The 22,874-nt window shown below is 73.9% G+C and carries 20 protein-coding genes; 5 read left to right on the forward strand and 15 right to left on the reverse strand.

Going from position 1 to position 22,874, the window contains the following annotated elements; all coding sequences use genetic code 11:
- Nucleotides 1-71: 71 nt before the first annotated feature.
- The 9 genes from ACFVU3_RS28160 to ACFVU3_RS28200 all read right to left on the reverse strand — a co-directional run bounded on the left by ACFVU3_RS28160 (nt 72) and on the right by ACFVU3_RS28200 (nt 9,837).
- A complete protein-coding gene (locus tag ACFVU3_RS28160) occupies nt 72-926 on the reverse strand; it encodes a S1 family peptidase (protein ID WP_390070493.1) in 855 nt (284 codons plus the stop codon).
- Between the two features lie 261 nt (nt 927-1,187).
- Nucleotides 1,188-2,000, reverse strand: a complete 813-nt coding sequence (locus ACFVU3_RS28165) for a DUF1684 domain-containing protein (protein WP_390070495.1) — start codon at nt 1,998-2,000, stop codon at nt 1,188-1,190.
- On the reverse strand, nt 1,997-3,316 hold the full coding sequence (locus ACFVU3_RS28170; RefSeq protein ID WP_390070497.1) for an NtaA/DmoA family FMN-dependent monooxygenase: 1,320 nt from the start codon (nt 3,314-3,316) through the stop codon (nt 1,997-1,999). The genes ACFVU3_RS28165 and ACFVU3_RS28170 overlap by 4 nt, the downstream gene beginning before the upstream one ends.
- A complete protein-coding gene (locus ACFVU3_RS28175; RefSeq protein WP_390070498.1) occupies nt 3,313-4,335 on the reverse strand; it encodes an LLM class flavin-dependent oxidoreductase in 1,023 nt (340 codons plus the stop codon). The genes ACFVU3_RS28170 and ACFVU3_RS28175 overlap by 4 nt, the downstream gene beginning before the upstream one ends.
- Before the next feature lie 44 nt (nt 4,336-4,379).
- Complete coding sequence (locus ACFVU3_RS28180) at nt 4,380-5,348, reverse strand: ABC transporter substrate-binding protein (RefSeq protein WP_390070500.1); 969 nt, start codon at nt 5,346-5,348, stop codon at nt 4,380-4,382.
- 54 nt (nt 5,349-5,402) lie between these two features.
- Entirely contained in the window at nt 5,403-6,194 is a 792-nt protein-coding gene (locus tag ACFVU3_RS28185) for an amino acid ABC transporter ATP-binding protein (protein WP_390070502.1), read from the reverse strand.
- Nucleotides 6,191-7,090, reverse strand: a complete 900-nt coding sequence (locus ACFVU3_RS28190; protein WP_390070504.1) for an amino acid ABC transporter permease — start codon at nt 7,088-7,090, stop codon at nt 6,191-6,193. The genes ACFVU3_RS28185 and ACFVU3_RS28190 overlap by 4 nt, the downstream gene beginning before the upstream one ends.
- A 60-nt stretch (nt 7,091-7,150) precedes the next feature.
- Complete coding sequence (locus ACFVU3_RS28195; RefSeq protein WP_390070506.1) at nt 7,151-8,956, reverse strand: FAD/NAD(P)-binding protein; 1,806 nt, start codon at nt 8,954-8,956, stop codon at nt 7,151-7,153.
- Nucleotides 8,953-9,837, reverse strand: coding sequence for an amino acid ABC transporter permease (locus ACFVU3_RS28200; protein WP_390070508.1), 885 nt, complete (start codon nt 9,835-9,837; stop codon nt 8,953-8,955). Before ACFVU3_RS28200 ends, ACFVU3_RS28195 begins: the two co-directional genes overlap by 4 nt.
- A 549-nt stretch (nt 9,838-10,386) precedes the next feature.
- Between ACFVU3_RS28200 and ACFVU3_RS28205 the strand changes: the two genes are divergently transcribed.
- Together ACFVU3_RS28205 and ACFVU3_RS28210 are read left to right on the forward strand one after the other, a co-directional pair.
- Nucleotides 10,387-10,884 (forward strand): GNAT family N-acetyltransferase, encoded by a 498-nt coding sequence (locus ACFVU3_RS28205; RefSeq protein ID WP_390070510.1) that lies wholly within the window; start codon nt 10,387-10,389, stop codon nt 10,882-10,884.
- Nucleotides 10,881-11,831 carry an ABC transporter substrate-binding protein gene (locus ACFVU3_RS28210; RefSeq protein WP_390070511.1) on the forward strand — a complete coding sequence of 317 codons (951 nt, stop codon included), beginning with the start codon at nt 10,881-10,883 and terminating at the stop codon, nt 11,829-11,831. The genes ACFVU3_RS28205 and ACFVU3_RS28210 overlap by 4 nt, the downstream gene beginning before the upstream one ends.
- Before the next feature lie 30 nt (nt 11,832-11,861).
- On the opposite strand, the gene ACFVU3_RS28215 is transcribed toward ACFVU3_RS28210, so the two are convergent.
- Complete coding sequence (locus tag ACFVU3_RS28215; RefSeq protein WP_390070513.1) at nt 11,862-13,097, reverse strand: DUF5685 family protein; 1,236 nt, start codon at nt 13,095-13,097, stop codon at nt 11,862-11,864.
- Between the two features lie 376 nt (nt 13,098-13,473).
- Here ACFVU3_RS28215 and ACFVU3_RS28220 point away from each other — a divergent pair, with 376 nt between their 5' ends.
- Complete coding sequence (locus ACFVU3_RS28220; RefSeq protein ID WP_376606116.1) at nt 13,474-13,908, forward strand: cell division protein SepF; 435 nt, start codon at nt 13,474-13,476, stop codon at nt 13,906-13,908.
- A gap of 279 nt (nt 13,909-14,187) precedes the next feature.
- Here the strand turns inward: ACFVU3_RS28220 and ACFVU3_RS28225 are convergent, their stop codons facing one another.
- Nucleotides 14,188-16,008 carry an MFS transporter gene (locus ACFVU3_RS28225; protein ID WP_390070515.1) on the reverse strand — a complete coding sequence of 607 codons (1,821 nt, stop codon included), beginning with the start codon at nt 16,006-16,008 and terminating at the stop codon, nt 14,188-14,190.
- A gap of 479 nt (nt 16,009-16,487) precedes the next feature.
- Here ACFVU3_RS28225 and ACFVU3_RS28230 point away from each other — a divergent pair, with 479 nt between their 5' ends.
- Nucleotides 16,488-17,315 carry a phosphatase PAP2 family protein gene (locus ACFVU3_RS28230; RefSeq protein ID WP_390070517.1) on the forward strand — a complete coding sequence of 276 codons (828 nt, stop codon included), beginning with the start codon at nt 16,488-16,490 and terminating at the stop codon, nt 17,313-17,315.
- Between the two features lie 86 nt (nt 17,316-17,401).
- Here the strand turns inward: ACFVU3_RS28230 and ACFVU3_RS28235 are convergent, their stop codons facing one another.
- Entirely contained in the window at nt 17,402-17,617 is a 216-nt protein-coding gene (locus ACFVU3_RS28235) for an I78 family peptidase inhibitor (RefSeq protein WP_390070519.1), read from the reverse strand.
- 295 nt (nt 17,618-17,912) lie between these two features.
- Between ACFVU3_RS28235 and ctaD the strand changes: the two genes are divergently transcribed.
- The gene (gene ctaD / locus ACFVU3_RS28240; protein WP_390070521.1) at nt 17,913-19,616 is read left to right on the forward strand and encodes a cytochrome c oxidase subunit I; all 1,704 of its coding nucleotides are present in this window, start codon (nt 17,913-17,915) and stop codon (nt 19,614-19,616) included.
- A gap of 6 nt (nt 19,617-19,622) precedes the next feature.
- Here the strand turns inward: ctaD and ACFVU3_RS28245 are convergent, their stop codons facing one another.
- From ACFVU3_RS28245 to ACFVU3_RS28255, 3 genes are all read right to left on the reverse strand, one after another.
- Entirely contained in the window at nt 19,623-20,906 is a 1,284-nt protein-coding gene (locus tag ACFVU3_RS28245) for a glycosyltransferase (protein ID WP_390070522.1), read from the reverse strand.
- A 64-nt stretch (nt 20,907-20,970) separates the two neighbouring features.
- On the reverse strand, nt 20,971-22,284 hold the full coding sequence (locus tag ACFVU3_RS28250) for an ABC transporter substrate-binding protein (RefSeq protein ID WP_390070524.1): 1,314 nt from the start codon (nt 22,282-22,284) through the stop codon (nt 20,971-20,973).
- A complete protein-coding gene (locus ACFVU3_RS28255) occupies nt 22,262-22,795 on the reverse strand; it encodes a hypothetical protein (RefSeq protein ID WP_390070526.1) in 534 nt (177 codons plus the stop codon). The genes ACFVU3_RS28250 and ACFVU3_RS28255 overlap by 23 nt, the downstream gene beginning before the upstream one ends.
- Between the last annotated feature and the right edge of the window lie 79 nt (nt 22,796-22,874).

Consider the following 22,874-nt stretch of genomic DNA (forward strand, 5'->3'; position numbering starts at 1 on the left):
TTGTGAACGGATTCACAAGATCTTGGGAAGGGGCGCCCCCGGCCGCTCCGGCCGGGGGCGCACCGCGCGGGTCAGTAGAGGTCGACCCCGTACTTGGACAGGGCTTCCGGCACCGGCTGGTAGAAGGTGGTGCCGCCGGTGGAGCAGTTGCCGCTGCCGCCGGACGTGAGGCCGAGCGCCTTGGTGCCGTCGTACAGCGCGCCGCCGGAGTCGCCGGGCTCGGCGCAGACGTTCGTCTGGATCATGCCCCGCACCGTGCCGCCGCCGGAGTAGCGGACGGTGGCGTTCAGGCCGGTGACGGTGCCGCTGCGGGTGCCGGTGGTGGAGCCGGACCGCTTGACCGACTCGCCGACGTAGGCGTCGGCCGCGGTGAAGCCGCCGGTGTGGGCCAGCGAGGTGTTGTCGTAGCGGACCAGGGCGTAGTCGTTGCCCGGGAAGCTGGAACCGACGGTGGCGCCGATCAGGGTGGACTGGGCCGAGTTGGCGTACCAGGTCTTCACCACGTTGCCGCAGTGGCCGGCGGTGAGGAAGTAGTACGTGCTGCCGCTGCGCACGTTGAAGCCGAGCGAACAGCGGTAGCCGCTGCCGTAGATGGCGTCGCCCGCGCCGAGCAGGGGCTTGAAGACCCCGGCGTCGCGCTGGACGCGCAGGGCGCCGGCGTCGGCTCCGGCCGCCGCGCGGATCCTCGCGAGCCCCGCCTCGGAGACGGTCGAGTCGGCGGTGACGACGACCCGCCCGGCGGCCTTGTCCACGTACCAGGCGATGCCGCCGACCCCCGCGGCGTCGACCGCGGACTCGGCGCGGGACAGCTGGGCGGCCGCGGCCGGGCCGGGGGCGGGGGCGGCCTGGGCTCCGGGGAGGCCGAGGGCGGTGACGGCCGCGAGTCCGGCGGCGACGGCGAGCAGACGGGTGCGCTTGATCCTCACAGTGCTCCTCACATCCTTCTGGGACAGCGGAGGGGGGCCCGGGGGGTGAGAGGCCCGTGAGGCGATGTCGAGTGACGTGTTCCTGACATCCACCGGACGTGATGGTGCCGCCTCCGCGCCCCGGGCACAAGACCGCCGCACGGAACCGCCGCACGGAACCGCCGCACGCGCGGGTGCCCCCGGCCGCACCGGCCGGGGGCACCCGCCTCCCGCGTCGCGAAGACTCCGGCCAGGAGGCCAGGAAGTCAGACGGTCAGGCCGTCAGGCCGTCTGCACCCGCCGCTCCCCCGCCTCCACCGCGAGGTCCAGCGTGTTCCCGGGCGGCGGGAAGGGGCAGATGAAGTGGTCCACGAAGGCGCACGGCGGCAGCAGCGCCCGGTTGAGGTCCACCGTCACCGATCCGTCCTCCGCCGGCGCCGCCGGCCGCAGGAAACGGAAGCGGAAGGTGGAGCCGCCGCTGGTGGCGTCCGCGAAGACCGCCCACAGCGTGCCGTCCGCCTCCACCGCCACCTGGAGCGCGTGCACCCGCCCGTCGATCTCGAAGACCAGCTCGCCGGAGAGACCGAGCCCGCGCTCCTTGCCGTCCGCGTTCTCCACCCGGACGCTGCGCTCCTCCTCGTACGGCCGGTAGACCCCCGGCACCACCCAGCGCGGGTCGTACGGCGTGGCCTCGATGGACCGGAAGGCCCGCCGCGCCGCCGAGCCGGGGTCGAAGTCCCGCACCGCCCACAGCCCTTCGCGGCGCAGCACCACGATCCGGCGCCCCGCCGACTCGACCCGGGACTCGTGGATGGGCGCGTGGTCGGCGCCGAGCCGGACGGTCCCGGCGAAGGGCTTGCCGTCGACGGTGATCCCGTCCCCGGCGTCCGCCGTCAGGGCCACCTCGTCGCCGTCCTCCCGCCACTCCCCCGGCAGGCCCGGCAGCCGGCCGCCGGGATGGTCCGCGAGCCAGTGGGTGCCGGTGAGGGAGAGCGGGCCGTACGAGGAGGCCACCGCCGCCTCGCGCTGCTCGTGCCAGTGCTGCCACTCCCCGGCGGCGTCGGTGGTCTCGGTGCTGCTCGTGGTGTCGCTCATGGTGTTCCACCCTTCCACACCGGCGCCGGAAGCCCGAGGTGCGACCGGAGCGTCGTGCCCGTGTACTCCGTACGGAAGACGCCGCGCTCCTGGAGCAGCGGCACCACCTGGTCGACGAAGTCGTCCAGGCCGCCCGGGGTCAGGTGCGGGACCAGGATGAAGCCGTCGGCGGCGTCCGTCGCCACGTGCTCCTCCAGGGCGGCGGCGACCGACGCCGGGGTGCCGACGAAGGAGTGCCGGCCCGTGACCTCGATGACCGTCTCCCGGATCGACAGCCCCTTGGCCTCGGACAGCGCCCGCCAGCGGGCCGCCACGGCGAGCGGGTCGGCGACCCGCACCCTGCCCTGGACCAGCGACGACTCCGGGTCCGGGTCGACCTCCGGCAGCGGCCCGTCCGGGTCGTGGGCGGACAGGTCCCGGCCCCAGACCTGCTCCAGGGCGAGCAGGGCGTTCTGCGGGGAGATCTGCTGCCGGCTGATCAGCGCGGCCTTCTCCCTGGCCTCGGCCTCGGTGTCGCCGAGGACGTAGGTGACGCCCGGCATGATCTTCAGGTCCCCGGGCCGCCGCCCGTACCGGGCGAGCCGCCGCTTGACGTCGGCGTGGAAGGCCCGGCCGGCCTCCAGGGTGGAGTGCCGGGAGAAGATCACGTCGGCGGCGGAGGCGGCGAACTCCCGCCCCTCGTCGGAGTCCCCGGCCTGGATGACGACCGGATGCCCCTGCGGGGGCCGCTCCACCGTGACCTCGCCCTCGATCCGGAAGTGCGGGCCGTCGTGCGCGAAGCGGCGCCGCTCGCCGCCCTCGGGCCAGGAGTCCCACAGCTCGCGCGCGGTGGCGACGAACTCGGCGGCCCGGGTGTACCGGTCGGCCCGGTCCAGGTAGCCGCCGCGCCGGAAGTTCTCGCCGGTGAAGGCGTCCGAGGAGGTGACCACGTTCCAGGCGGCCCGGCCGCCGCTGAGGTGGTCGAGGGAGGCGAGCCGGCGGGCCAGCTCGTACGGCTCGTTGAAGGTGGCGCTGACCGTGGCGGCGAGGCCGAGCCGGTCGGTGACGGCGGCGAGCGCGTTCAGGACGGTGATCGACTCGGGCCTGCCGACGACGTCGAGGTCGTGGATGCGCCCGGCGTGCTCGCGCAGCCGCAGCCCCTCGGCGAGGAAGAAGAAGTCGAAGAGCCCGCGCTCGGCGGTCCGCGCGAGGTGCTCGAAGGAGGAGAAGTCGATCTGCGAGCCGGAGCGCGGATCGGCCCACACGGTGGTGGAGTTGACGCCGGGGAAGTGCGCGGCGAGGTGGATCTGCTTCCTGGCCGGCCGGGACTCGGTCACGCGTCGGCTCCCTTCGGGGCGTACTGGCTGGCGGGTCGCGGCAGCCCGAGGTGGTCGCGGAGGGTGGTGCCCTCGTAGGCGGTGCGGAACAGGCCCCGGTCCCGCAGCGGGCCGGCGACCCCCGCGGCGAACCGGGGCAGGTCGCGCCCGGGGTCGGCGGGGACGAAGTGCAGGCCGTCGACGGCGCCGCCGCCGTGCCAGTCGGCGACGAGCCCGGCCAGCGCGGCGGGCCCGCCCGGGTGGGAGCCGAGGTCGGCGGTGAGGGTCAGCAGCACCCGCAGCAGCCCCGGGTCACGGCCGTGCGCCCGGGCGGCCCGGTGCAGTTCGGCGCGGAGCGCGGCCGCCTCCTCCGGCGAGGAGGCCCTGATCAGCGCCACGTCGGCGTGGCGGGCGGCGGTCTCCCGGGCCGCCGGGCGGGTGGCGTCGACCACGACGACCGGGTTGCCCTGCGGCGGCCGGGGCACGATCGAGGGGCCCTTGACGGAGAAGGTGGCGCCCTCGAAGCCGACGTGGTGCAGCTTGCGGCGGTCGATGAAACGGCCGGTGGCCACGTCGCGTATCTCGGCGTCGTCCTCCCAGCTGTCCCAGAGCCGGCGGGCCACCTCGGCGGCCTCGCTCGCCTCCTGCCACAGCTCGGCGGTGGCCGGGGCGGCGCGGCGGCCGAAGAGCCGGGCCTCGTCCGCGCCCGGCGAGACGGCGACCCGCCAGCCGGCCCGGCCGCGGCTCACCCAGTCGAGGGTGGCGACCGCGGCCTGGACGTGGAAGGGCTCGGTGTGGGTGGTGGTCACGGTCGGCACCAGGCCGACGGAGCGGGTCCCGGGCGCGACGCGGGCGAGCACGGCGAGCGCGTCGAGGCCGGGCCGGGCGAAGGAGTCGTCGTGGGTGAGGAAGTCGAGCCCGGCGTCCTCGGCGAGACGGGCGAGCGCCGCCGTCTCCGCGACGGTACGCGGCCCGGCGGGCGCGGGGACGGGGGCGGGGGCGAGTTCGGCGGCCAGGTGGAGCGGTCGTACTCCGGTCATACGGGGTCCTCGATGCGGTGGTGGTGTCGTGGTGCGACGGGTGGTCAGTGCGCGGTCCGGGGCAGGCCGGGCGGGTTGATCTCGGACTCCGTGACGGCCTCGGTGGACAGGCCCCAGCGCTCCAGGACCTTCGCGTAGCTGCCGTTCCCGATGACGTGGTCGAGCGCGGCGGCGTACGCCTCGACGAGGCCGCTGTCCTTCTTCGTGGTGGCGGCGATCTTGCCCTGGAGTCCGGCGCCCGCCCCGGAGAACTTCCCCACCACCTCGGTCTGTCCGGCGACGGTCACGTGGTAGGCGACGGCCGGGTTGGGGCCCAGGTAGCCGTCGATGCGGCCGGACTGGAGGGCGAGGTAGTAGTCGGTGGGGTTCTGGAAGTACTTGATGTCGACGCCCTCGCGGCCGGCCTTCTCGTTCTCCTTCGACCAGTCGACGAGGATCTTCTCCTGGTTGGTGCCGGAGCCGACCGCGATCGTCCTCCCCGCCACGTCGGCGGGGCCCTTCACCGCCCAGCCGGAGCCCTTCTTCGCCTCGAAGGCGAGGTCGTCGAGGCGGTAGGTGGCGAAGTCGTACTTGTCCTTGCGCTCCTCGGTCACGGTGACGTTGGAGAAGGCGGCGTCGAACTTGCCGCTGTCGAGGCCGACGAAGAGGTTCTCCCAGGAGACCGCCTGGAAGTCGGGCTCCAGGCCGAGGGTGTCGGCGACCAGGGTGGCGAGGTCCGTCTCGACGCCGATGAGGGTCTTGTCGTCGGTGGCGTAGAAGTTGAGCGGCGGATAGCCGCCGGCGCTCACCCCGATGACGAGGGTGCCTCTCTTGCGGACGGCCTCGGGCACCTTGGCGGCGACGGCGTCCGCCTTCTCGGTACGGATCCGCTTCTGGTCCGGGCCGAGGTTCACGCCCTGTCCCTGCTTCCCCTCCGGCTTGATCTCGGTGGCGGGGTCGCCCGTGCCGCAGGCGGTGAGGGCCCCGAGGGCGGTGAGCGCGACGGCGGCGAGGAGGGTACGGCGGGTACGCATGACAGAACTCCTGTCTCGTGGAGGGGGCGGCCGGAATCCCTGGAGGGGGATCGGTCAGAGGACCTTGGAGAGGAAGGCGCGGGTGCGCTCGTGCGCGGGGTTGTCGAGCACCTCGGCGGGCGTGCCCCGCTCGACGATCCGGCCCTCGTCCATGAAGACGACGGTGTCGGCGACCTCGCGGGCGAAGCCGATCTCGTGGGTGACGACGATCATGGTGGTGCCGGCGGCGGCGAGGTCCCGGATGACGTCGAGGACCTCCCCGACCAGCTCGGGATCGAGCGCGGAGGTCGGTTCGTCGAAGAGCAGCAGCCCCGGTTCGAGGGCGAGCGCGCGGGCGATGGCGACCCGCTGCTGCTGCCCGCCGGAGAGCTGCCGGGGGTAGGCGTCCGCCTTGTCGGCGAGCCCGACCCGGGCGAGCAGCCTCCGGGCCGCGTCCTCGGCGGCCCGGCGCGGGCGGCCGAGGGCGGAGACGGGCGCCTCGGTGACGTTCTCCAGGACGGTGAGGTGCGGGAAGAGGTGGAAGTTCTGGAAGACGAAGCCGATCCGGGTGCGCTGCCGCAGGATCTCGCGCTCGCGCAGCTCGTACAGCTTGTTCCCGGAGCGGCGGTAGCCGACGAGGGCGCCGTCGACGCTGACCGAGCCGCCGTCGACCTTCTCCAGGTGGTTGATGGTGCGCAGCAGCGTGGACTTGCCCGAGCCGGAGGGGCCGAGGACGACGGCGACCTCGCCGGGCGCGACGTCGAGGTCGATGCCGCGCAGGACCTCGGTGGTGCCGAAGCTCTTGCGGACGCCGCGGAGTTCGACCTTGGGGACGGTGGTGGCGGGCGGGGTGGTGAGGGCGCTCATCGGGTGCTCCCCTTCGCGTAGTGGCGTTCGACGTAGTGCTGGACGACGGAGAGCGCGGTGGTCAGCAGCACGTACCAGACGGTGGCGACCATCAGCAGGGGCACGACCCGGCCGGTGCGGCCGTAGACGACCTGGACCTGGTAGAAGAGCTCGCCGATGGCCATGACGGAGACGATCGAGGTGCCCTTGAAGAGGGAGACGATCTCGTTGGCGGCGTTGGGCAGGATCGACCGCATGGCCTGCGGCAGCACGATCCGGCGCAGCTGGCGCAGGCGCGGGATGCCGAGCGCGGCGGCGGCCTCCAGCTGTCCGGCGTCGACGGCCAGGACCCCGCCGCGGACGATCTCGGCCGCGTAGGCGGCCTGGTGGAGCGCGAGGCCGAGGACGGCGGCGCTCATGGCGCCGACCAGGCCCACGGTGTCGAAGGAGACGAACCCGGGCCCGAACGGGATGCCGAGGCTCAGCTCCTCGTACAGGTAGGCGAGGTTGAACCAGAAGAGGAGCTGGACGATGAGCGGGATGGAGCGGAAGGCCCAGATGTAGCCGAAGGCGACGGTCCGCAGGAAGGGGCTGGCGGAGAGGCGCATGAAGGCGAGCACGACGCCGAGGGCGAAGCCGAGGACGGTGCCGTGGAGGGTCAGCTGGAGCGTGACCCAGACGGCGCGGAGGATCGCGTCGGCGGTGAAGTACCGGGCGAAGACGTCCCATTCCCAGCCGGGGTTGGTGACGAGGCCGTGGCCGAACTGGACGAGCACGACGGCGGTGGCGGCGACGGCGACCCAGCGCCAGGGGTGGCGGACGGGCACGACGGTGAGGGCGGTGCCGTCGTCGCCGGGCGGCCGGTGCACGGTCTTCTCGGCCGGTGGCTCGACCGGCGGGTCACTGGTGATGGCCATGGGGGTTCCTCGGTCCTGGGCTGCGGGGCGGGTACGGGGGCGGGGCGCGGACGGGCGGGTTCAGCCGACCGGGGCGGGCGTGGCCGGCCGACAGCCGCCGTCCCGCAGGAAGGCGAGCGCGGCGCGGGCGGCGGCGTCGTTCTGCGCGAAGGAGATCCCGCCGGTCCGGGGCCGGGTGAAGCCGCCGCCCGCCCGGGCGGTGGTGTGCGGGCCGAGGGCGATCCGGCGCGGGTGCGGGCGGCCGTCCCGCTGGGCGATCCGTCCGTCGGCGGGGTCGACGGCGAGCAGTCCGCCGGCGGTGGCCCGGGCCCCGTCCTCGTACAGGCCGCGCAGCAGCGGGCTGGCGGTGCCGGTGACGGTGGGGCCGGGGAGCCGGGCCTCGACGAGGGCGCGGGCCTCGGTGACCGCGCCGGGGACGGCGGGCGAGGAGGCGCGGAAGACGCCGCGCCGTTCGTCGGACTCCACGGTGAGGCGGGGGCCGAGGAAGCGGACGGTGCCGGCCTCGGAGAGGGCGAGCAGCCGGCGCAGCCGGGGCCCGGGCGGGCCGGAGGCGAGGTAGCTGAAGAAGCCGTGCCACCAGCCGTCGGTGTCGATCCGGTCGCCGAGCCGCACGAGCTGGCCGTAGACGGAGAGGACGGCCGCGAAGACGGCGGCGTCGGGGCTGTGGGCGGGGTCGTGCCGGCGCCTCAGGTCGGCGGTGACGTAGGCGCGCAGCTCGTCCTGGAGGGCCTCGGCGTCCGGGACGCGGAGCCCTTCGAGGGGGTGGTCGAGGGCCTCGGGGTCGAAGCGGTCGGCCGGGTCGGGGACGGCGGCGGCGACCAGTGTGCCGAGGGCGGGGTCGTCCGGCCCGGCGCCGGCCCAGGCGGCGGCGAAGGTCTCCCAGGTGCCGGTGGTGCGCTCGGGGTGGGCGGCGAAGAGGCGGTGGTAGTGGGCCCAGCCGAGCTCCCGGGAGACGTGCGGCCACACGTCGCGCCGGAAGTCGAGCGGCCCGTCGCGGCCGAGCAGGGCGGTGACCTGGTCGGGGCCGAAGAAGCGGGGCAGCGGGGGCCGTTCGCCGTCGAGGACGTAGCCGAGCTTGGAGTGGTACGGGACGCCCCGGCGGGAGCCGACGTACAGCACGGGCTCCTTCCCTGAGGGCACGTAGACGGGTGCGTCCTCGGGGCCTTCGTAGTGGCCGCCGCGGCCCTCGGTGAGGAGCACCATCAGGTCGACGAAGGCGAGGCCGAAGCCCCGGACGAGGACGGGGTCGCCGGCCGGGAGGGCGGACAGGTCGAGGTCGGCGGTGTGGCCGGGCGGCACGTGGACGAGGCCGTGGCGGGCGGCGAAGCCGGCCAGTTCGCGCTGGTCGGCGTCGGGTTCGGCGTCGAGGTGGCCGAGGGTGAGGACGACGAGGTCGGCGAGGAGCGGCTCGGCGCGGTCGGCGAGCCAGACCCGCTGCCGGCCCTCGCGCGGGCCGTCGACCCGCAGGGCGGTGGTGCGGTGTTCGTGGAGGGTGGCGGTGGCGGGCAGCGCGTCGCGGGCCCGCTCGTAGGCCCAGCGCAGATAGGCGCCCTGTTCGGGGCGGGGGGTGAAGCGGCGGCCGTCGCTTCCGGACCATTCGGCGAGCGTGGGTCCGGGACGGACCGGCCCTTCGAGGGGGACGGTGTCGTCGGTGAAGACGGTGACGTCCTCGGCCATCGAGTTCATCCAGAGCAGCGGGGACTGGGCGGTGCGCCAGATCCGGCCGGGGCCGGGCGGGTACGGGTCGACCAGGTGGACGTCGATCGGCCGGTCGCCGTACAGCTCGGGCAGGGCGGCGGCGAGCCGCTCCAGGAAGCCGGTGCCGCGCGGTCCGGCGCCGACGATCACCAGCGAGGCGGGGCTCACCGGCCGGCTCCGGTGCCGCGCGCGTACCGCTTCTCCACGTAGTGCTGGCCGATGCCGAGGACGGAGGTGACGGCGACGTACCAGAGGGTGGCGACGAGGAGGAGCGGGATGACCTCGTAGGTGCGGTGGTAGACGAGCTGGGTGGAGTAGAGCAGGTCCTGCACGGCGATGACGGAGACGATCGAGGTGCCCTTGAGGGTGCCGATGAGCATGTTCCCGGCGGGCGGGACGATGGCGCGCATGGCCTGCGGGAGCACGATCCGGGTGAAGCGCCGGCGGCCGCCGAGGCCGAGCGCCTGGGCGGCCTCGATCTGGCCGCGGTCGACGGAGAGGACGCCGCCGCGCACCACTTCGGCGGCGTAGGCGGCCTCGTGGAGGGTGAGGCCGAGGACGGCGACGGCGACGGGGCCGAGGAGGTCGACGGTGGAGACGCCGAGGATCCGGGGGTAGAGCATTCCGATGTTGAACCAGAAGAGCAGCTGGACGAGGATCGGCGTGGAGCGGAAGAACCACACGTATCCCCAGGAGACCGCGCGCAGCACCGGGTTGGCGGAGAGCCGGAGGACGGCGAGCAGGGTGCCGAGGGCGAAGCCGAGGACCATGACGGCGGCGGTCAGCCACAGGGTGAGTCCGAGGCCGCGCAGGACGGACGCCGAGGTGAAGTAGTGGGCGACGACGTCCCACTGGAAGGCGTCGTTGCGGACGACGGAGACGAGGCCGAGGCCGAGCAGGACGAGGACGGCGGCCGCGGCGGTCCACTGGCCGGTCCTGCGGGCGGGGACGACGACCGGCGCGGCCGGGCCGGTCTTCGCCGGCCCGGCGGCCGGGCGGGGGCCGGGGAGGCCGGGGGCTTCGAGAGTGTCGAGGGGTACGGAAGACATGCGAAGGCTCCGTGACTGCCAGAGGCGGGTCGAACACGGGAGTGCGCCTTCACACGCACGGCGTTGCCGGACGCGGGCCGGGCCCCTCAGCCCGGTGTCCGCCCTGTGAGGCTACGGGGCGACGGCGACCGGCTGTCAAGTCCGTCCGGGATGTGAGCCGTTGGGGCCGGCCGCGGGCGGGGGCCGGGGGCGGGCTCCGACGGAGGACCGGGGGCGGGCTCCTCTTGAGGCCGGGGGGCGGGCTCTGGTGAGGCCGGGGCGGGCTCCGGGTGAGGCCGGGGGCGGGCCCCGGGTGAGGCGTACGTCTCCTACTGGTTGACTGGGGAACGGATGCCTGTTCCACTGAGGCCATGCATCCGCAGCAGCTGGTCACGCGCTCCCACATCGACCTCGGTCGTGTGTGGTCCGCTTCCTGTTGAGCCGACCCTCTGCGTTTCCCCAGGTCATCGCACCTGTCCGGCGGCGTCCCCGCTGACGCCGTCCGCGTGCCTTCACACCCCTCTCCCCTCGCCCTCCCCGTTCGCCCTCTCTCCGCCCCGAGGCCGACGCATGTCCTTCACGCCCGGTCGGGTGTCCGCGCTCTCGCTGCGCGCGACGACGCCCGACGATCCGCTGGCGCGCCCGCTCCTCGACGAGCTGGCGTACGAGTACCAGACCCGGTACGGCGACTCCTCCGACCTGTCGCGGTTCCCGTCCGGGGAGTTCGCCCCGCCGCACGGCACGTTCCTGCTCCTCCTGGAGGGCGGCGCGGCCGTCGCCGGCGGCGCGTACCGCCGTCACGGCCCGGACACCGCCGAACTGAAGCGGATCTGGACCCACTCGGCGCACCGCCGTCGCGGTCTGGCCCGCCGGGTCCTCGCCGCGCTCGAACGGGACGCCGCCGCCCGCGGCTACACCCGCGTGTACCTCACCACCGGTCCGCGCCAGCCGGAGGCCAGATGCCTCTATCTGGCGACCGGTTACCGTCCGCTCTTCGACGTCACCGCCGATCCCGAGTCGATCGGTCCGCTGCCGTTCGAGAAACACCTGGAGACCCCGGAGTCATGACCACGCACAGGCGTACTCGTCCCGCCGCCCTCGCCCTGACCGCCGCCGCGGCGCTCGCGCTCACCGCCTGCTCCGGCGGCGATCCCGCGGCGACCGCCCCGGCCGGGGCGGCGCGGGACGCGCTGCCCACGGAGGACGTGGTGGCGGGGGCCGGCCGGAACGAGGCGGCGGCGAAGCTGCTGCCCGCGGAGGTGCGGGAGCGGGGCACGCTGACGCTCGCCGCCTCGGTCGGCACCCCGCCCAGTTCGGCGTACCTCCCCGACGGGAGGACGGTGGTGGGGCTCGACGCCGACTTCGCGGCCGCGGTCGCGAAGGCGCTCGGCCTGGAGCTGAAGCGCGAGGCGGCCGGGTTCGAGGTGATCCTGCCCGCGCTCGGCAGTGGCAAGTACGACGTCGGCACCGGCAACTTCGGGGTCACCGAGGAGCGCCGCAAGGCGATCGACTTCGTGACGTACATCAACGACGGGCAGGGCTTCGCGGCCCGCGCCGACAGTCCGCTGAAGGCGGTCACCGACCTCACGCAGCTCTGCGGCCTGAAGGTCGCGACGGGGGCCGGGACCACCTTCGAGCAGACCCTGGAGAAGAACAAGGGGCGCTGCGCGGAGGCGGGGAAGGAGCCGTACGAGGTGAACGTCTTCAACGAGAGCGGGGCGCCCTGGCTGTCGCTCCGCCAGGGCCGCAGCGACGTGGTGATGAGCACCATCAACGGCATCCGGTACGCGGTGGAACGGCAGCCGGGCACGAAGTTCCTCAACGAGTACCGGCGCCTGGACGTCGGCTTCGCCTTCCGGAAGGGCTCCGCGCTGACGCCCGCCTTCCAGGCCGCGGTGAACGGCCTGAAGGCGGACGGGACCTACGACAGGATCCTGCGGAAGTGGGGCGTGACCGCCTCGGGCATCGAGCGCTCGGAGATCTCCCCGCCGGAGCTGCCCGCGCCGAAGAAGTAGCGGTACGGGGCGGGCTCCCCGGACGGATCGTCAGCAGCCGTCGCAGGGGCAGCAGCAGTCGCAGCCGTCACAGCCGTCGCAGTCGCGGCAGCAGCCCTCGCGCTTCTTGCGGGACCAGGGGCCCTCGTACTCCTTGGCGCAGCAGATCTGGCAGGTGCAGAAGAGCCAGGTGAACATGGCGCAGCCGGCGAGGAAGCCGCGCGGCTTGGGGGACTGGGGCGCGCCGCCGCCGAACTGCGGCGGCAGCCCGCCGGGGCCCATGGGGCCACCGCCCCCGTAGGGGTTCCCGCCCCCGCCGTACGGGTTCCCGCCGTAGGGGTTCTGCGGGCCGTACGGGCCGGGGACCCCGCCGCCGTACGGGTTCCCCGGCACCGGTCCCTGACCCGCGCCGGACCCCGGGTGGGAGCAGGTCGTGGTGCCGAAGGCGCGGTCCACCGAGGCGCGCAGCTCGTGCGCGAGGAGCTGGTGGACGAGCTTGTGGTCGGTGAACTCGGCGTCCCGCAGCGCCAGCCGGATGCCGTGCAGGGCGTCGTCGGCGAGCCGGCGGGCCTCCGCGCGGGAGGTGCCGGTGGCGGTGAGCGGATTCCAGGCGCCGGTCTCCGCGTCGGCGGTCTGGTCCTCGACCGCGTCGAGGAGGTGGGCGAGGCGGCCGAAGAGCCGGCCCGCCTCGGCGAGCGGTTCGGCGTTCCCGGGCCGGCCGGCGAGGATCGCGGTGTGCGCGAAGGCGGCGGCGGTGGCGGTCTCGGTGGGTTCGGTGACGACCAGGAGCGAGGTACCGGGGCCCGCGAGGGCCTCGATCCCGGTCTGCCGGTCCACGGCGTCGACGAGGACGGCGGTGTCGAAGCCGACCGCCCGGCCCGCGCGGGCGCCGGCCTTGTCCCAGGAGCGGGCGACCCGGCGGGCCGCGGCGGCGACCGGCCGGCGGGCCAGCAGGCCGTCCCGGTCGGCGACGTGGTCGCGCACCTTGGCCGAGGCGAGGACGAGCGAGACCGCGCCGGCGAGCCGGGCGCCCTCGCCGCGGGCGACGGGCGCGGTGCGCATGGCGCGCAGCGGGCAGGGGCCCGCGGTGCGCCGGCCGGTGTCGGTGACACCGGTCTGAGCCTCCGTCAGGACCGAGACGATGAGCCCGTCGTAGTTGGTGACGACCCGGGCGAACTGCCCGTGGTCGGCGCGGAGAGCCAGGCACAGCCCGCAGAGATGGGCCATCCACTGGGTCTTCAGGTGGTCGGTGAGCCGGTGTGAGCAGGGCCTGACGATTCCGAACAATGCATCCCCCGTGGTGTGGTGCGAGAACGTGCCGGGCGTGGAGCGCGCGGCGGGCCGCGCGGGGCCTCCGGGAGTGCTCCCGGGGAACCGCCGGACGGCCTCGCGGCATCGTAGCGAGGGCGCGCTCACCCGTACGCGCCCGACGTCACCCTTCTGGACCGACTTTCATATTTTCAGCAACATGGCCCTCCGTCAGGCCCCGCATACCCCAAGTTTCCTGACGAATCGCCAGAAACCGGTCCTCACGTTCTGCACCAGTACCGTCACGAATCCCCTGCGCGGCGCCTATCCACTTGGCGCGCGATCCGCATCATGGACGACGATAGGGATTGCGGAACCACAAGTGACCGCAGTGACCGCGTGAAAGGAGGCGTCCATGGGATCGGTGCGCAAGGCGAGCGCCTGGCTGGGACTCGTCGAGGACAACGACGAGCGTTACTACGACGACGAGTACGCCGACGGTGCCGAGAGCGGCGACGCCTGGGTGACGGATCCCCGGGTCCGGGTCGCCACGGACACCGCCGAGGACCGGGGCCGCCGGATCGCGACCGTCTCGCCCGACAGCTTCCGGGACGCCCGCGCCATCGGCGAGCTCTTCCGGGACGGCGTGCCGGTGATCGTGAACCTGACCGCCATGGAGCCGAACGACGCCAAGCGGGTCGTCGACTTCGCCGCCGGTCTCGCCTTCGGGCTGCGCGGCTCGATCGAGCGCGTCGCCACCCGGGTCTTCCTGCTGACCCCCGCCGACACCGAGATCGTCAGCGGCGAGTCCGGCCGCCGCAAGCAGGACGGTTTCTTCAACCAGAGCTGACACCGTCCCTCCACCGGATCCGGCACCGGCGCCGCACCGCGCCGCCCCGGATCACGGACCGATCCCGACCGACGCCACCCCGGCCCGGACCCGCCCGGCGGATCCGGGCCGGCGGCGTCGGTGGACTCGGACGGTCCGCGCCCGGCGGAACGGGGGAACGGCGCAGGGCGGTCCGGGGGGACCGCGCAGGGCGGGGTCGGACGGGTCCGCGTCGGCGGCCCGGGCGGTCCGCGCCCGCCGCTCCGGGGGAGCGCGCAGGGCCGGGTCCGAAGAGTCCGCTCAGTGCGTCCGGGTCGCCGCGCCGCTCATCGTCCCCGCCGCACCGGGGTCCGGCAGCGGACGGGACGCGGCGGCCGCCGTCCCCGTGTCGGCCGGCGAGGCGACCGGCTGCCCGGGCACCAGGGCCGGCCCGGCGCTCCCGTCCCGCTCCCCCGCCGCCGGCGCGGGCAGCCCCGCCACCCGCACGGTCTTCGGCCCGGACCCGGCGTCGCCGGCCCCCGCCTTCGCCGCCTTCTCGGCGGCCGCCTCCGCCGCCGCCTCCTCGACCGCCGCCTCGACGTCCACCGGGCACTCCATCACCCGGGGCAGCCGGACGGCCATCGCGGCACCGGCGAGGAGCAGGCCCGCGCTCACGAAGAGGGTGAGGTGCAGTCCGTCGACGAAGGCGTGGCGCGCGGCCGTGTGCAGGGCCTGGCCGGCGGCGCCGCCGAGCCGCTCGGCGACCTGGTACGCCTCGCCGAGCGAGTTCGCCGCGGCGTCGCTCGCCGCCGCCGGCACCCCGGGCACGCCGGCGAGGCCGGGGGCGTACGCCGCGTTCATGACGCTGCCGAGCAGGGCGATGCCCATGCCCGCGCCGAGCTGGTACGAGGTCTCGCCGATCGCCGCGGCCCCGCCCGCGCTCCGCGGCGGCGCCTCGCTGAGCATCGACTCGTACGCCGAGAAGAGGGTCGTCTGGAGGCCGAATCCGAGCAGCACGAAGCCGGCCGTGAGCAGCAGCGGCCGGTCGTGCTGGCCCATGAACGTGAGCAGCAGCACCGCGCCCGCGGTGAGCAGGAAGCCCCAGCCGACCATCCGCCGGGGGCCGATCCGGCGCAGCGTGTACGAGCCGGTGGCGCCGGCCGCCATGGCGGCGAAGGTCAGCGGGAGGAGCCGCAGTCCGGTCTCCAGGGGGCTGAGCCCGAGGACCAGCTGGAGGTACTGGACGGCGATGAGCTCCAGGCCGACGAGGGCCAGCATGGCGAGGACGATGCAGCCGACCGAGGTGGTGAAGGCGGGCCGGGAGAAGAGCCGCATGTCGATCAGCGGGTGCGGCCTGCGCCGCTGGCGCCGGACGAAGAGGACGAGCAGCAGCACCCCGGCGAGCAGGGGTCCCGCGGTGGGCACGGAGAGCAGCGGCTCGCCGGCGCCCGCGCGCTTCACGCCGAGCACGCAGCCGAGGACGCCGGCGGCGGCCATCAGCGCGCCGAGGACGTCCCAGGGCCCTTCGGCGGAGCCCCGGGACTCGGGCAGCAGCCGGCGGGCGAGCGGCAGGATGAGCGCCATCAGCGGGATGTTGATGAGGAAGACGGAGCCCCACCAGTAGTGCTCGACGAGGAAGCCGCCGAGCACCGGCCCCGCGGCGGCGCCGATCGCGGCGACCGCCGTCCAGATGCCGATGGCGGTGGCGCGCTCGCGCCGGTCGGGGAAGACGGTCCGGATGAGGGAGAGCGTCGCCGGCATGATCATGGCGCCGCCGACGCCGAGCAGGGCGCGGGCCGCGATGAGGACCCAGGGCTCGGTGGCGAGGGCGGCGACGGCCGAGGCGACGCCGAAGAGTCCGTAGCCGAGGAGGAGCACGCGGCGCCGGCCGACGCGGTCGCCGAGCGTGCCGAAGAGGATCAGCAGCGAGGCGCAGACCAGCGGGTAGGCGTCGACGATCCAGAGCAGCTCGGTGGAGCCGGGCCGCAGGTTCTCGGTCAGCGAGGGGACGGCGACGTGGAGGATGGTCGCGTCGAGGGCGACCAGCAGGAGGCTGACGCAGAGGACGACGAGGACGGCCCAGCGGTTCGCGTCGCCGCCGGCGGCACGCCGTCCTGCTCGGGCCGTGATCGTCCGCGACATGTGCGTACCTCCAAGTGACGCTCTCTCTCGCTCTCGGCAGGCGCCGCCGACCAGGGCTGATGTGCGTGCGGCGGCGCGGCGAGGAGGGGCGAGTGAGCCGTCAGCGTACGCGAGGACGGGCCCCGGGAGGGTGGCGCACCTCTCACCCCGACGAGGCTCCGGGTGTGGCGTACGCCACTCCGTCCGGCCCGCGCGTCGCATGGAATTCCGCACGGACGAGTGTTTGAAGTAATTCCGTGCCACGCAAACAGGCTTCCGGAATCAGCTCCGGCGGCAATAGGGCTGAAGGTCATCGGATTTTCCGACGGGAGTCCGGAATAGACGGACCACTGAGACCTACTCCACATCACATCGTCATCACGAAGGGAGCGGATCGCCCGGGTCGTCTCCTCACCCCCTGTAACGTCGATTGGGTGCGTACCGACATCTTTGCCCGGCTGGACCGGGAGCCGGTCCCGCCGAAGATAGAGGTCCCGCGGATGACCCGGACGCGTCTCGCCCTCTTCGGCGGGACGTCGGCGTTCTATCTCATCGTCGTGGTGGCGGTGCTGCTGTCCACCTGGCTGGTGACCCTCGACTGGAAGATCATGCTCTTCCGTCCCTACCAGCAGTGGCCGGAGCTGCACGCCTTCCTGGACTACTACGTCGTCCTCGGCCAGCGCGGTCCGACGGCGGTGATGGTGGCGGCCTGGCTGGGCTGGCGCTCCTGGCGCCAGCACACCCTGCGGCCGCTCCTCTCCCTCGGCGCGGCGCTGCTGCTCCTCAACGTCACCGTCGGCGCGGTGAAACTCGGACTCGGCCGGCTCGGCCCCCACTACGCGACGCAGGTCGGCTCAGCCGAGCTCTTCGCGGGCGGCGACATATTCCCCTCCGGTCACACCGCGAACGCGGTCGTGACCTGGGGCATCCTGGCCTACCTCGCCACCACCCCGCGGGCCCGGCGCTATCTGTCGGCGCTCTCCGCCGTGGTCGCCCTCGGCGTCGGCCTCACGACGGTGTACCTCGGGACCCACTGGCTGAGCGACGTGCTGCTGGGCTGGGCCGCCGGCCTGCTGATCCTGCTCGCGCTGCCCTGGTGCGAGCCGGTCATCGCCGTGGTGGAGGCGTGGATCCTGGAGCGCCGCGACCGGATCGCGGAGCGGCTGCGGGCCCGGCGCCGGCTGGTGCCCTCGCTGCCGGTGGCGTCCGGCGGACCGCGTCTCTTCCCGGCCCCCGCGGAGGAGCCGGCGCGGGAGGCCGTGGGCGCGGCCGCGAGCCACGCCCGGCCTGCCCGGAGCCGGCCGTCGTCGGACCGGCTCACCGCCTGACCGCGGCGGCCCCGTCCGCACCGGAAGGGCCCCGGCCGCATCGGCCGGGGCCCTTCCGCGTGTCCGGGGGTCCGGTGATCCGGGTGTCAGCCGATCCAGCAGCGGGTGACGGTGTCGTCCTCGACCTCGAAGTTGAGGCGCCCGGCGAGGTACTCCATGGTGACGATCGCGCCGGGCGGGAGGGCTCTGACGACGCGCCAGCCGCGGGTCCTGGCGAGCTGGGCGGCGCCGTCCGCGTCGAGGCCCACATAGGACTCGGGCGCGTCTCGGGGCGGTTCGGGGATGCGCGGTATGGGTGCCATGGGGTTCACGTTAGTACCCCCGCGGTCACGCTTGCGTCACAACTTTTCGACAGACGGAGCCGTCGCCGCACACCAAACGGAACGCATGTTTCCGGCCGTTTCTCCGGTAATTCGAATAAGCGGCCGGAGGTTCGCACGAACTGTTCGGGAGCTTTTCACGACCGGGCGGAATTCCGGCCGAGGGGGGCCAACCGGCGAAATGTGCGCGGGCCCGCGCGCGGCTCCCTCACCGTTCCCTTACACAATGCTTACGCTGACCGGACGCCGGAGAACGGAACACGGGGCGGAGGCACCGATGAGCACCGAGGCGGCGACCACCACGGCCGAATCCGTGCGGCAGCGACATGGCCGGATCCTGATCGACTGGCTGACCACCACCGATCACAAGAAGATCGGTCACCTCTATCTGGCGACCTCGTTCGTCTTCTTCCTCTTCGCCGGCCTGCTGGCGATGGCGATGCGGGCGGAGCTCGCCCGGCCCGGGCTCCAGTACCTCTCGAACGAGCAGTTCAACCAGGCGTTCACCCAGCACGGCACGATCATGCTGCTGCTCTTCGCCACCCCGACCTTCGCCGGCTTCGCCAACGAGCTGGTGCCGCTCCAGATCGGCTCGCCCGACGTCGCCTTCCCGCGCCTCAACATGTTCTCGTACTGGCTGTTCCTGCTCGGCGGGCTGATGGTGGTCGGCTCGTTCCTCACCCCGAGCGGACCGCCCGACTTCGGCTGGACCGCCTACGCCCCGCTGAACGGCGCCGAACGCTCCCCCGGGATCGGCGCCGACCTGTGGATCATGGGGCTCGCGCTCTCCGGCTTCGGCACGATCCTCACCTCGGTGAACTTCCTCGCCACCATCATCGGGATGCGCGCCCCCGGCATGACCATGTTCCGGATGCCGATCTTCACCTGGAACGTGCTCTTCACCGCGATCCTGGTGCTCGTCGCCTTCCCGGTGCTCGCGGCGGCGCTGCTCGCCCTGGAGGCCGACCGGAGGTTCGGGGCGCTGGTCTTCGCCCCCGGCAACGGCGGGGCGCTGCTCTGGCAGCACCTCTTCTGGTTCTTCGGCCACCCCGAGGTCTACATCATCGCCCTGCCGTTCTTCGGCATCGTGAGCGAGATCCTCCCGGTCTTCGCCCGCAAGCCGATCTTCGGGTACCTGAGCCTGGTCGCCGCCACCATGACGATCACCGGCCTGTCGGTGGTGGTCTGGGCGCACCACATGTTCGCGACCGGGGCGGTGCTGCTGCCCTTCTTCTCCTTCCTCTCCTTCCTGATCGCGGTGCCGACCGGGGTGAAGTTCTTCAACTGGACGGGGACCATGCTGCGGGGCTCGCTCTCCTTCGAGACCCCGATGCTGTGGGCGACCGGCTTCCTGGTGTCCTTCCTCTTCGGCGGTCTGACCGGGGTGATCCTGGCCTCGCCGCCGATGGACTTCCCCGTCACCGACTCGTACTTCGTCGTCGCCCACTTCCACTACACGGTCTTCGGCACGGTCGTCTTCGCGACCTTCGCCGGCTTCCACTTCTGGTGGCCGAAGTTCACCGGCAAGCTGCTCGACGAACGGCTCGGCAAGATCCACTTCTGGACCCTCTTCACCGGCTTCCACCTGACCTTCCTCGTCCAGCACTGGCTGGGCGCGGAGGGCATGCCCCGGCGGTACGCGGACTACCTGGCCGCCGACGGCTTCACCGCGCTCAACACCGTCTCGTCGATCGGCGCCTTCCTGCTCGGGATCTCCACGCTGCCGTTCCTGTACAACGTGTGGCGGACCTGGCGGTACGCGCCGAAGGTCGAGGTGGACGACCCGTGGGGCTTCGGGCGCTCCCTGGAGTGGGCGACCTCCTGCCCGCCGCCCCGGCACAACTTCACGGCGGTGCCCCGGATCCGCTCCGAGTCCCCCGCCTTCGACCTGCACCACCCGGAGTTCGCCGACTACGAGCGGAGGCGGATCGCGAGCCCGCCGCCGGCCCGGCCGCTGCGGGACCGGCGGGACACCCCGTGACGCCGGTCAGCGCAGCCCGAGGCGGCGCAGGGTCCGGCCCGCGGCGGCCTTGGCGGTGTACGCCGCGTCGACGGCCCGGCCGGTCCAGGCGTGGCGGGCGGCGGCGGCCGGGGAGTGGGTGCGGCGGGTCGTACCGCTGCTGAGGAGCCCGGTCCACAGCTCCTCGTGGCGCGCGGCGATCCGCGCCGGGTCGAAGCGCTCCGCCGCCGCGAGGGCCGCCCGGCCGGCCTTGGCCCGCAGCTCCTCGTCGTCCATCAGCTCGCGCAGCGCCCGCGCGACCGCGCCGGGGTCGCCGACGGGGACGAGCCGCCCGTCCACCCCGTCCTCGACGATCTCACGGGGCCCGTGCGGGCAGTCCGCGGCGACCACCGGCAGGCCGCACCGCATCGCCTCCACGATCGTCATGCCGAAAGCCTCCCGCTCGGAGGTCACCGCCGCGATGGAGCCCTTCGCCCACTCCGGCTCCATGGGGTGGACCTGGCCCATCAGCCGGACCCGTCCGCCGAGGCCGAGCGCCTCGATCTGCCGGGCCAGCGCGCCCCGCAGGTCCTGGACGGCGTCCCCGCTGCCGTAGATCCGCAGGCTCCAGTCCGGGTGGTCGGCGGCGAGTTCGGCGAAGGCGTCGACGAGGACGTCGTACCGCTTGACCCGGGTGAGCCGGCCGGCCGCGACGACCACCCGGGCGGACGGGTCGGCGGGCGGCACCGCGGGCACGGGCACGCTGTTGGGCACGGACTCGATCCGGACGGAGCCGGGCAGGGCGAGCCGCCGGTAGGCGCGGGCGTCGGCCTCGGTGACGGTGGTGACGAGGTCGAGCAGCGCGTACTCGTGGGCGATGTCCCGGCGGAGCCGGCGGCTGTGCCCGTCGAGGATCAGGTGCTCCTGGGCGACGAGAACGGGCCCGGGCCCGGCCTGCCGGGCCAGGTGCACGTTGAGCCCCGGCCGGGTGCCGACGAGGACGTCGGCCTCCACCCCGCGCAGGTGGTCCCCGATCCGCGCGTCGGTCAGCGCGCTGTACTGCTTCCAGCGTCCGTCGCCGCGCGGGAAGACCCGGGCGGGGCGGTGGAAGTCGGGGTGGTCGCCGTCGAAGCCGGGGCCGTCGGCCCGCAGGTCGACGAGGTGACGGAGGGTCACTCCGGACGGGAGGCCGAGGCGGGGGCGGTCCCGGTGGCGGAAGACCGAGACGATCTCCACCTCGTGACGTTCCGCCAGTTGTTCGGCGAGGGTGAACGTGGTCCGGATCGTCCCGCCGTAGTGATAGCCGTTGTGGAGCAGGAAGGAGATGCGCATCTGCCGGTTCCCCCCGGTCAGTCGGTCGGTCGGGCCGACTGTACTGCTCCGGCGGGGCCCTTCCTCACGGCCGGTAACCGAGCTGGGGGACGGTGGCGCAGTTCCGGGTCATCTCGCCCTGGCTCATCCAGCCCCGCCCGTCCCGCCAGCGGGCGACGGAGAGGCAGGTCTCGCGGGTGGCGGGCGGGCGCTCCAGGTGCTCGAAGCGGACGGGCAGCAGCAACCCCCGGGCGGTGTACGGCTCGGGGCGTTCCAGGTACGCCTCGACGCACGTCCGGGTGAGTCCGCCCCGGTCGGCGCGGGCGAGGCAGGAGCGGGCCGCGTCGGTGAACCACATGGCGGCCGCCCATCCCTCCAGCTGCCACTGGGACAGCTCCCGCTCCCCCATGGCGGCCCGGAAGGCGCGGACCTCCGGGTGCCCGGTGTCGTCGAAGTTGCGGCTCGACCCGGTCACCCAGAGGGAGTCGCGGCAGCCCGGCGCGCGGGCGTAGGCGCGGTCCACGGCGGACGACCAGTTCTGCACGTTCGTCACCTTGGCGTCGACCCGGACGCCGAGCGCCTCCATCGCCTCGCACAGGCGGATGTTGCCGTGCGCGTCCAGCGCGTCGAACACCAGGTCCACCCGGCGCTCGCGCAGATCGGCGGCGACGGCGCGGAAGTCGGGGAGGACGAAGTCGACCCGTTCGCTCACCACCCGGTAGCCCTCGGCGCGCAGCCCCCGCTCGACGAGCCGGGCGTAGGAGGCGGAGGCGGGCTGGTCGTACGCGACGACGGCGGCGGTCCGCGCGCCCTGCTCGCGCTTGAACCAGCGGTACACCTCGGTCCCGCCGTACAGGACGCCGTCCCAGCCGGGCGAGGCGCCGGTGCGCGGGGCGGAGCTGCCGTAGAGCGAGTAGAGGTGGGGGTAGGTCTCGTAGGCGGGGGTGAGGGGCTGACCGCCGATGTCGGGGACGCCGGCGCGGTCGACGAGCGCGGCGCCGGCGTAGTCGAGGGCGGTGGTGGCGACGAGGGCGAAGACCTTCCGCTCGTCGAGGAGTTCGCGGACGCAGGCGGTGTTGCCGACGCCGCTGCCGCCGTCGTCGCAGGTCTCGACCTCGATCCGGCGCCCGTCGAGGCCACCGGACGCGTTGAGGGCGTCGAACCAGGCGAGGGCGCCGTCGCGCGGGCCGGTCAGGGCGGCGCCGCCGACGGGGCTGGTGGCGCTGGTGATGATGCCGACGCGGAGCGGCTCACCGCCGGAGGGGTGGGCGGTGGGCCGCGTCTCGAAGGCGCGTTCCGGGAGCCGGCTGCCGCACCCCGCGAGGAGGGCGAGGAGGAGGGCGAGCAGCAGGGCCGGGAGCCGCGCCGCGGCCGTCTCAGCAGCCCGGGACGGTGACACCGCTGAGTTTCACCAGGCCGCACAGGGTCTTCACGGAGACCTTCCAGGTGTCGTCCTGGAGCACCGAGGTGCCCCGGGAGTCGGGCAGCAGCGGGTTGCCGCCGACGAGCAGGTCGTAGGTGACGTCGGCCCCGCTCGCGGAGGTGAACGCGACGCCGGTGACCTTCGCGGTGGTCGCCGCGGCCTGCGGGTTGCCGGCGAAGGCGGCGAGGACGTCCCGCATCTCCTCGCCGTTCTCCAGCAGCTTCACCCGCTCGGCGGCCGGGGTGTCCGCGTCGAAGAACGCGGCCCAGTTCCGGGTGATCTCCGCCTTCGCGGCGGCCGGGTCGGCCGGCTCCCCGGCACCGGGCGGCTCCGCGGTCGTCGCGGGCGGCGGGGTGGAGGTGACCTGGCCGCCGGTCGCGGGCTCGTCGTCCGAGCAGGCCGCGACGGCCGGGGTGAGGAACAGCATCGCCGCCGCCGCGAGAGCGGCCGCTCGTCGCCTGAGAACCATCTGGCTCACCACCGCCATGTGCGTGCGGGTCCGTAGGGCCTGACGCTTCCAGGGTCGGACGATACGGGGCAGAGCGCAAGAATACGGGGCATAGTCG

This window comes from Streptomyces sp. NPDC058052 (genome assembly GCF_042885515.1).
Classification (GTDB): Bacteria; Actinomycetota; Actinomycetes; order Streptomycetales; family Streptomycetaceae; genus Streptomyces.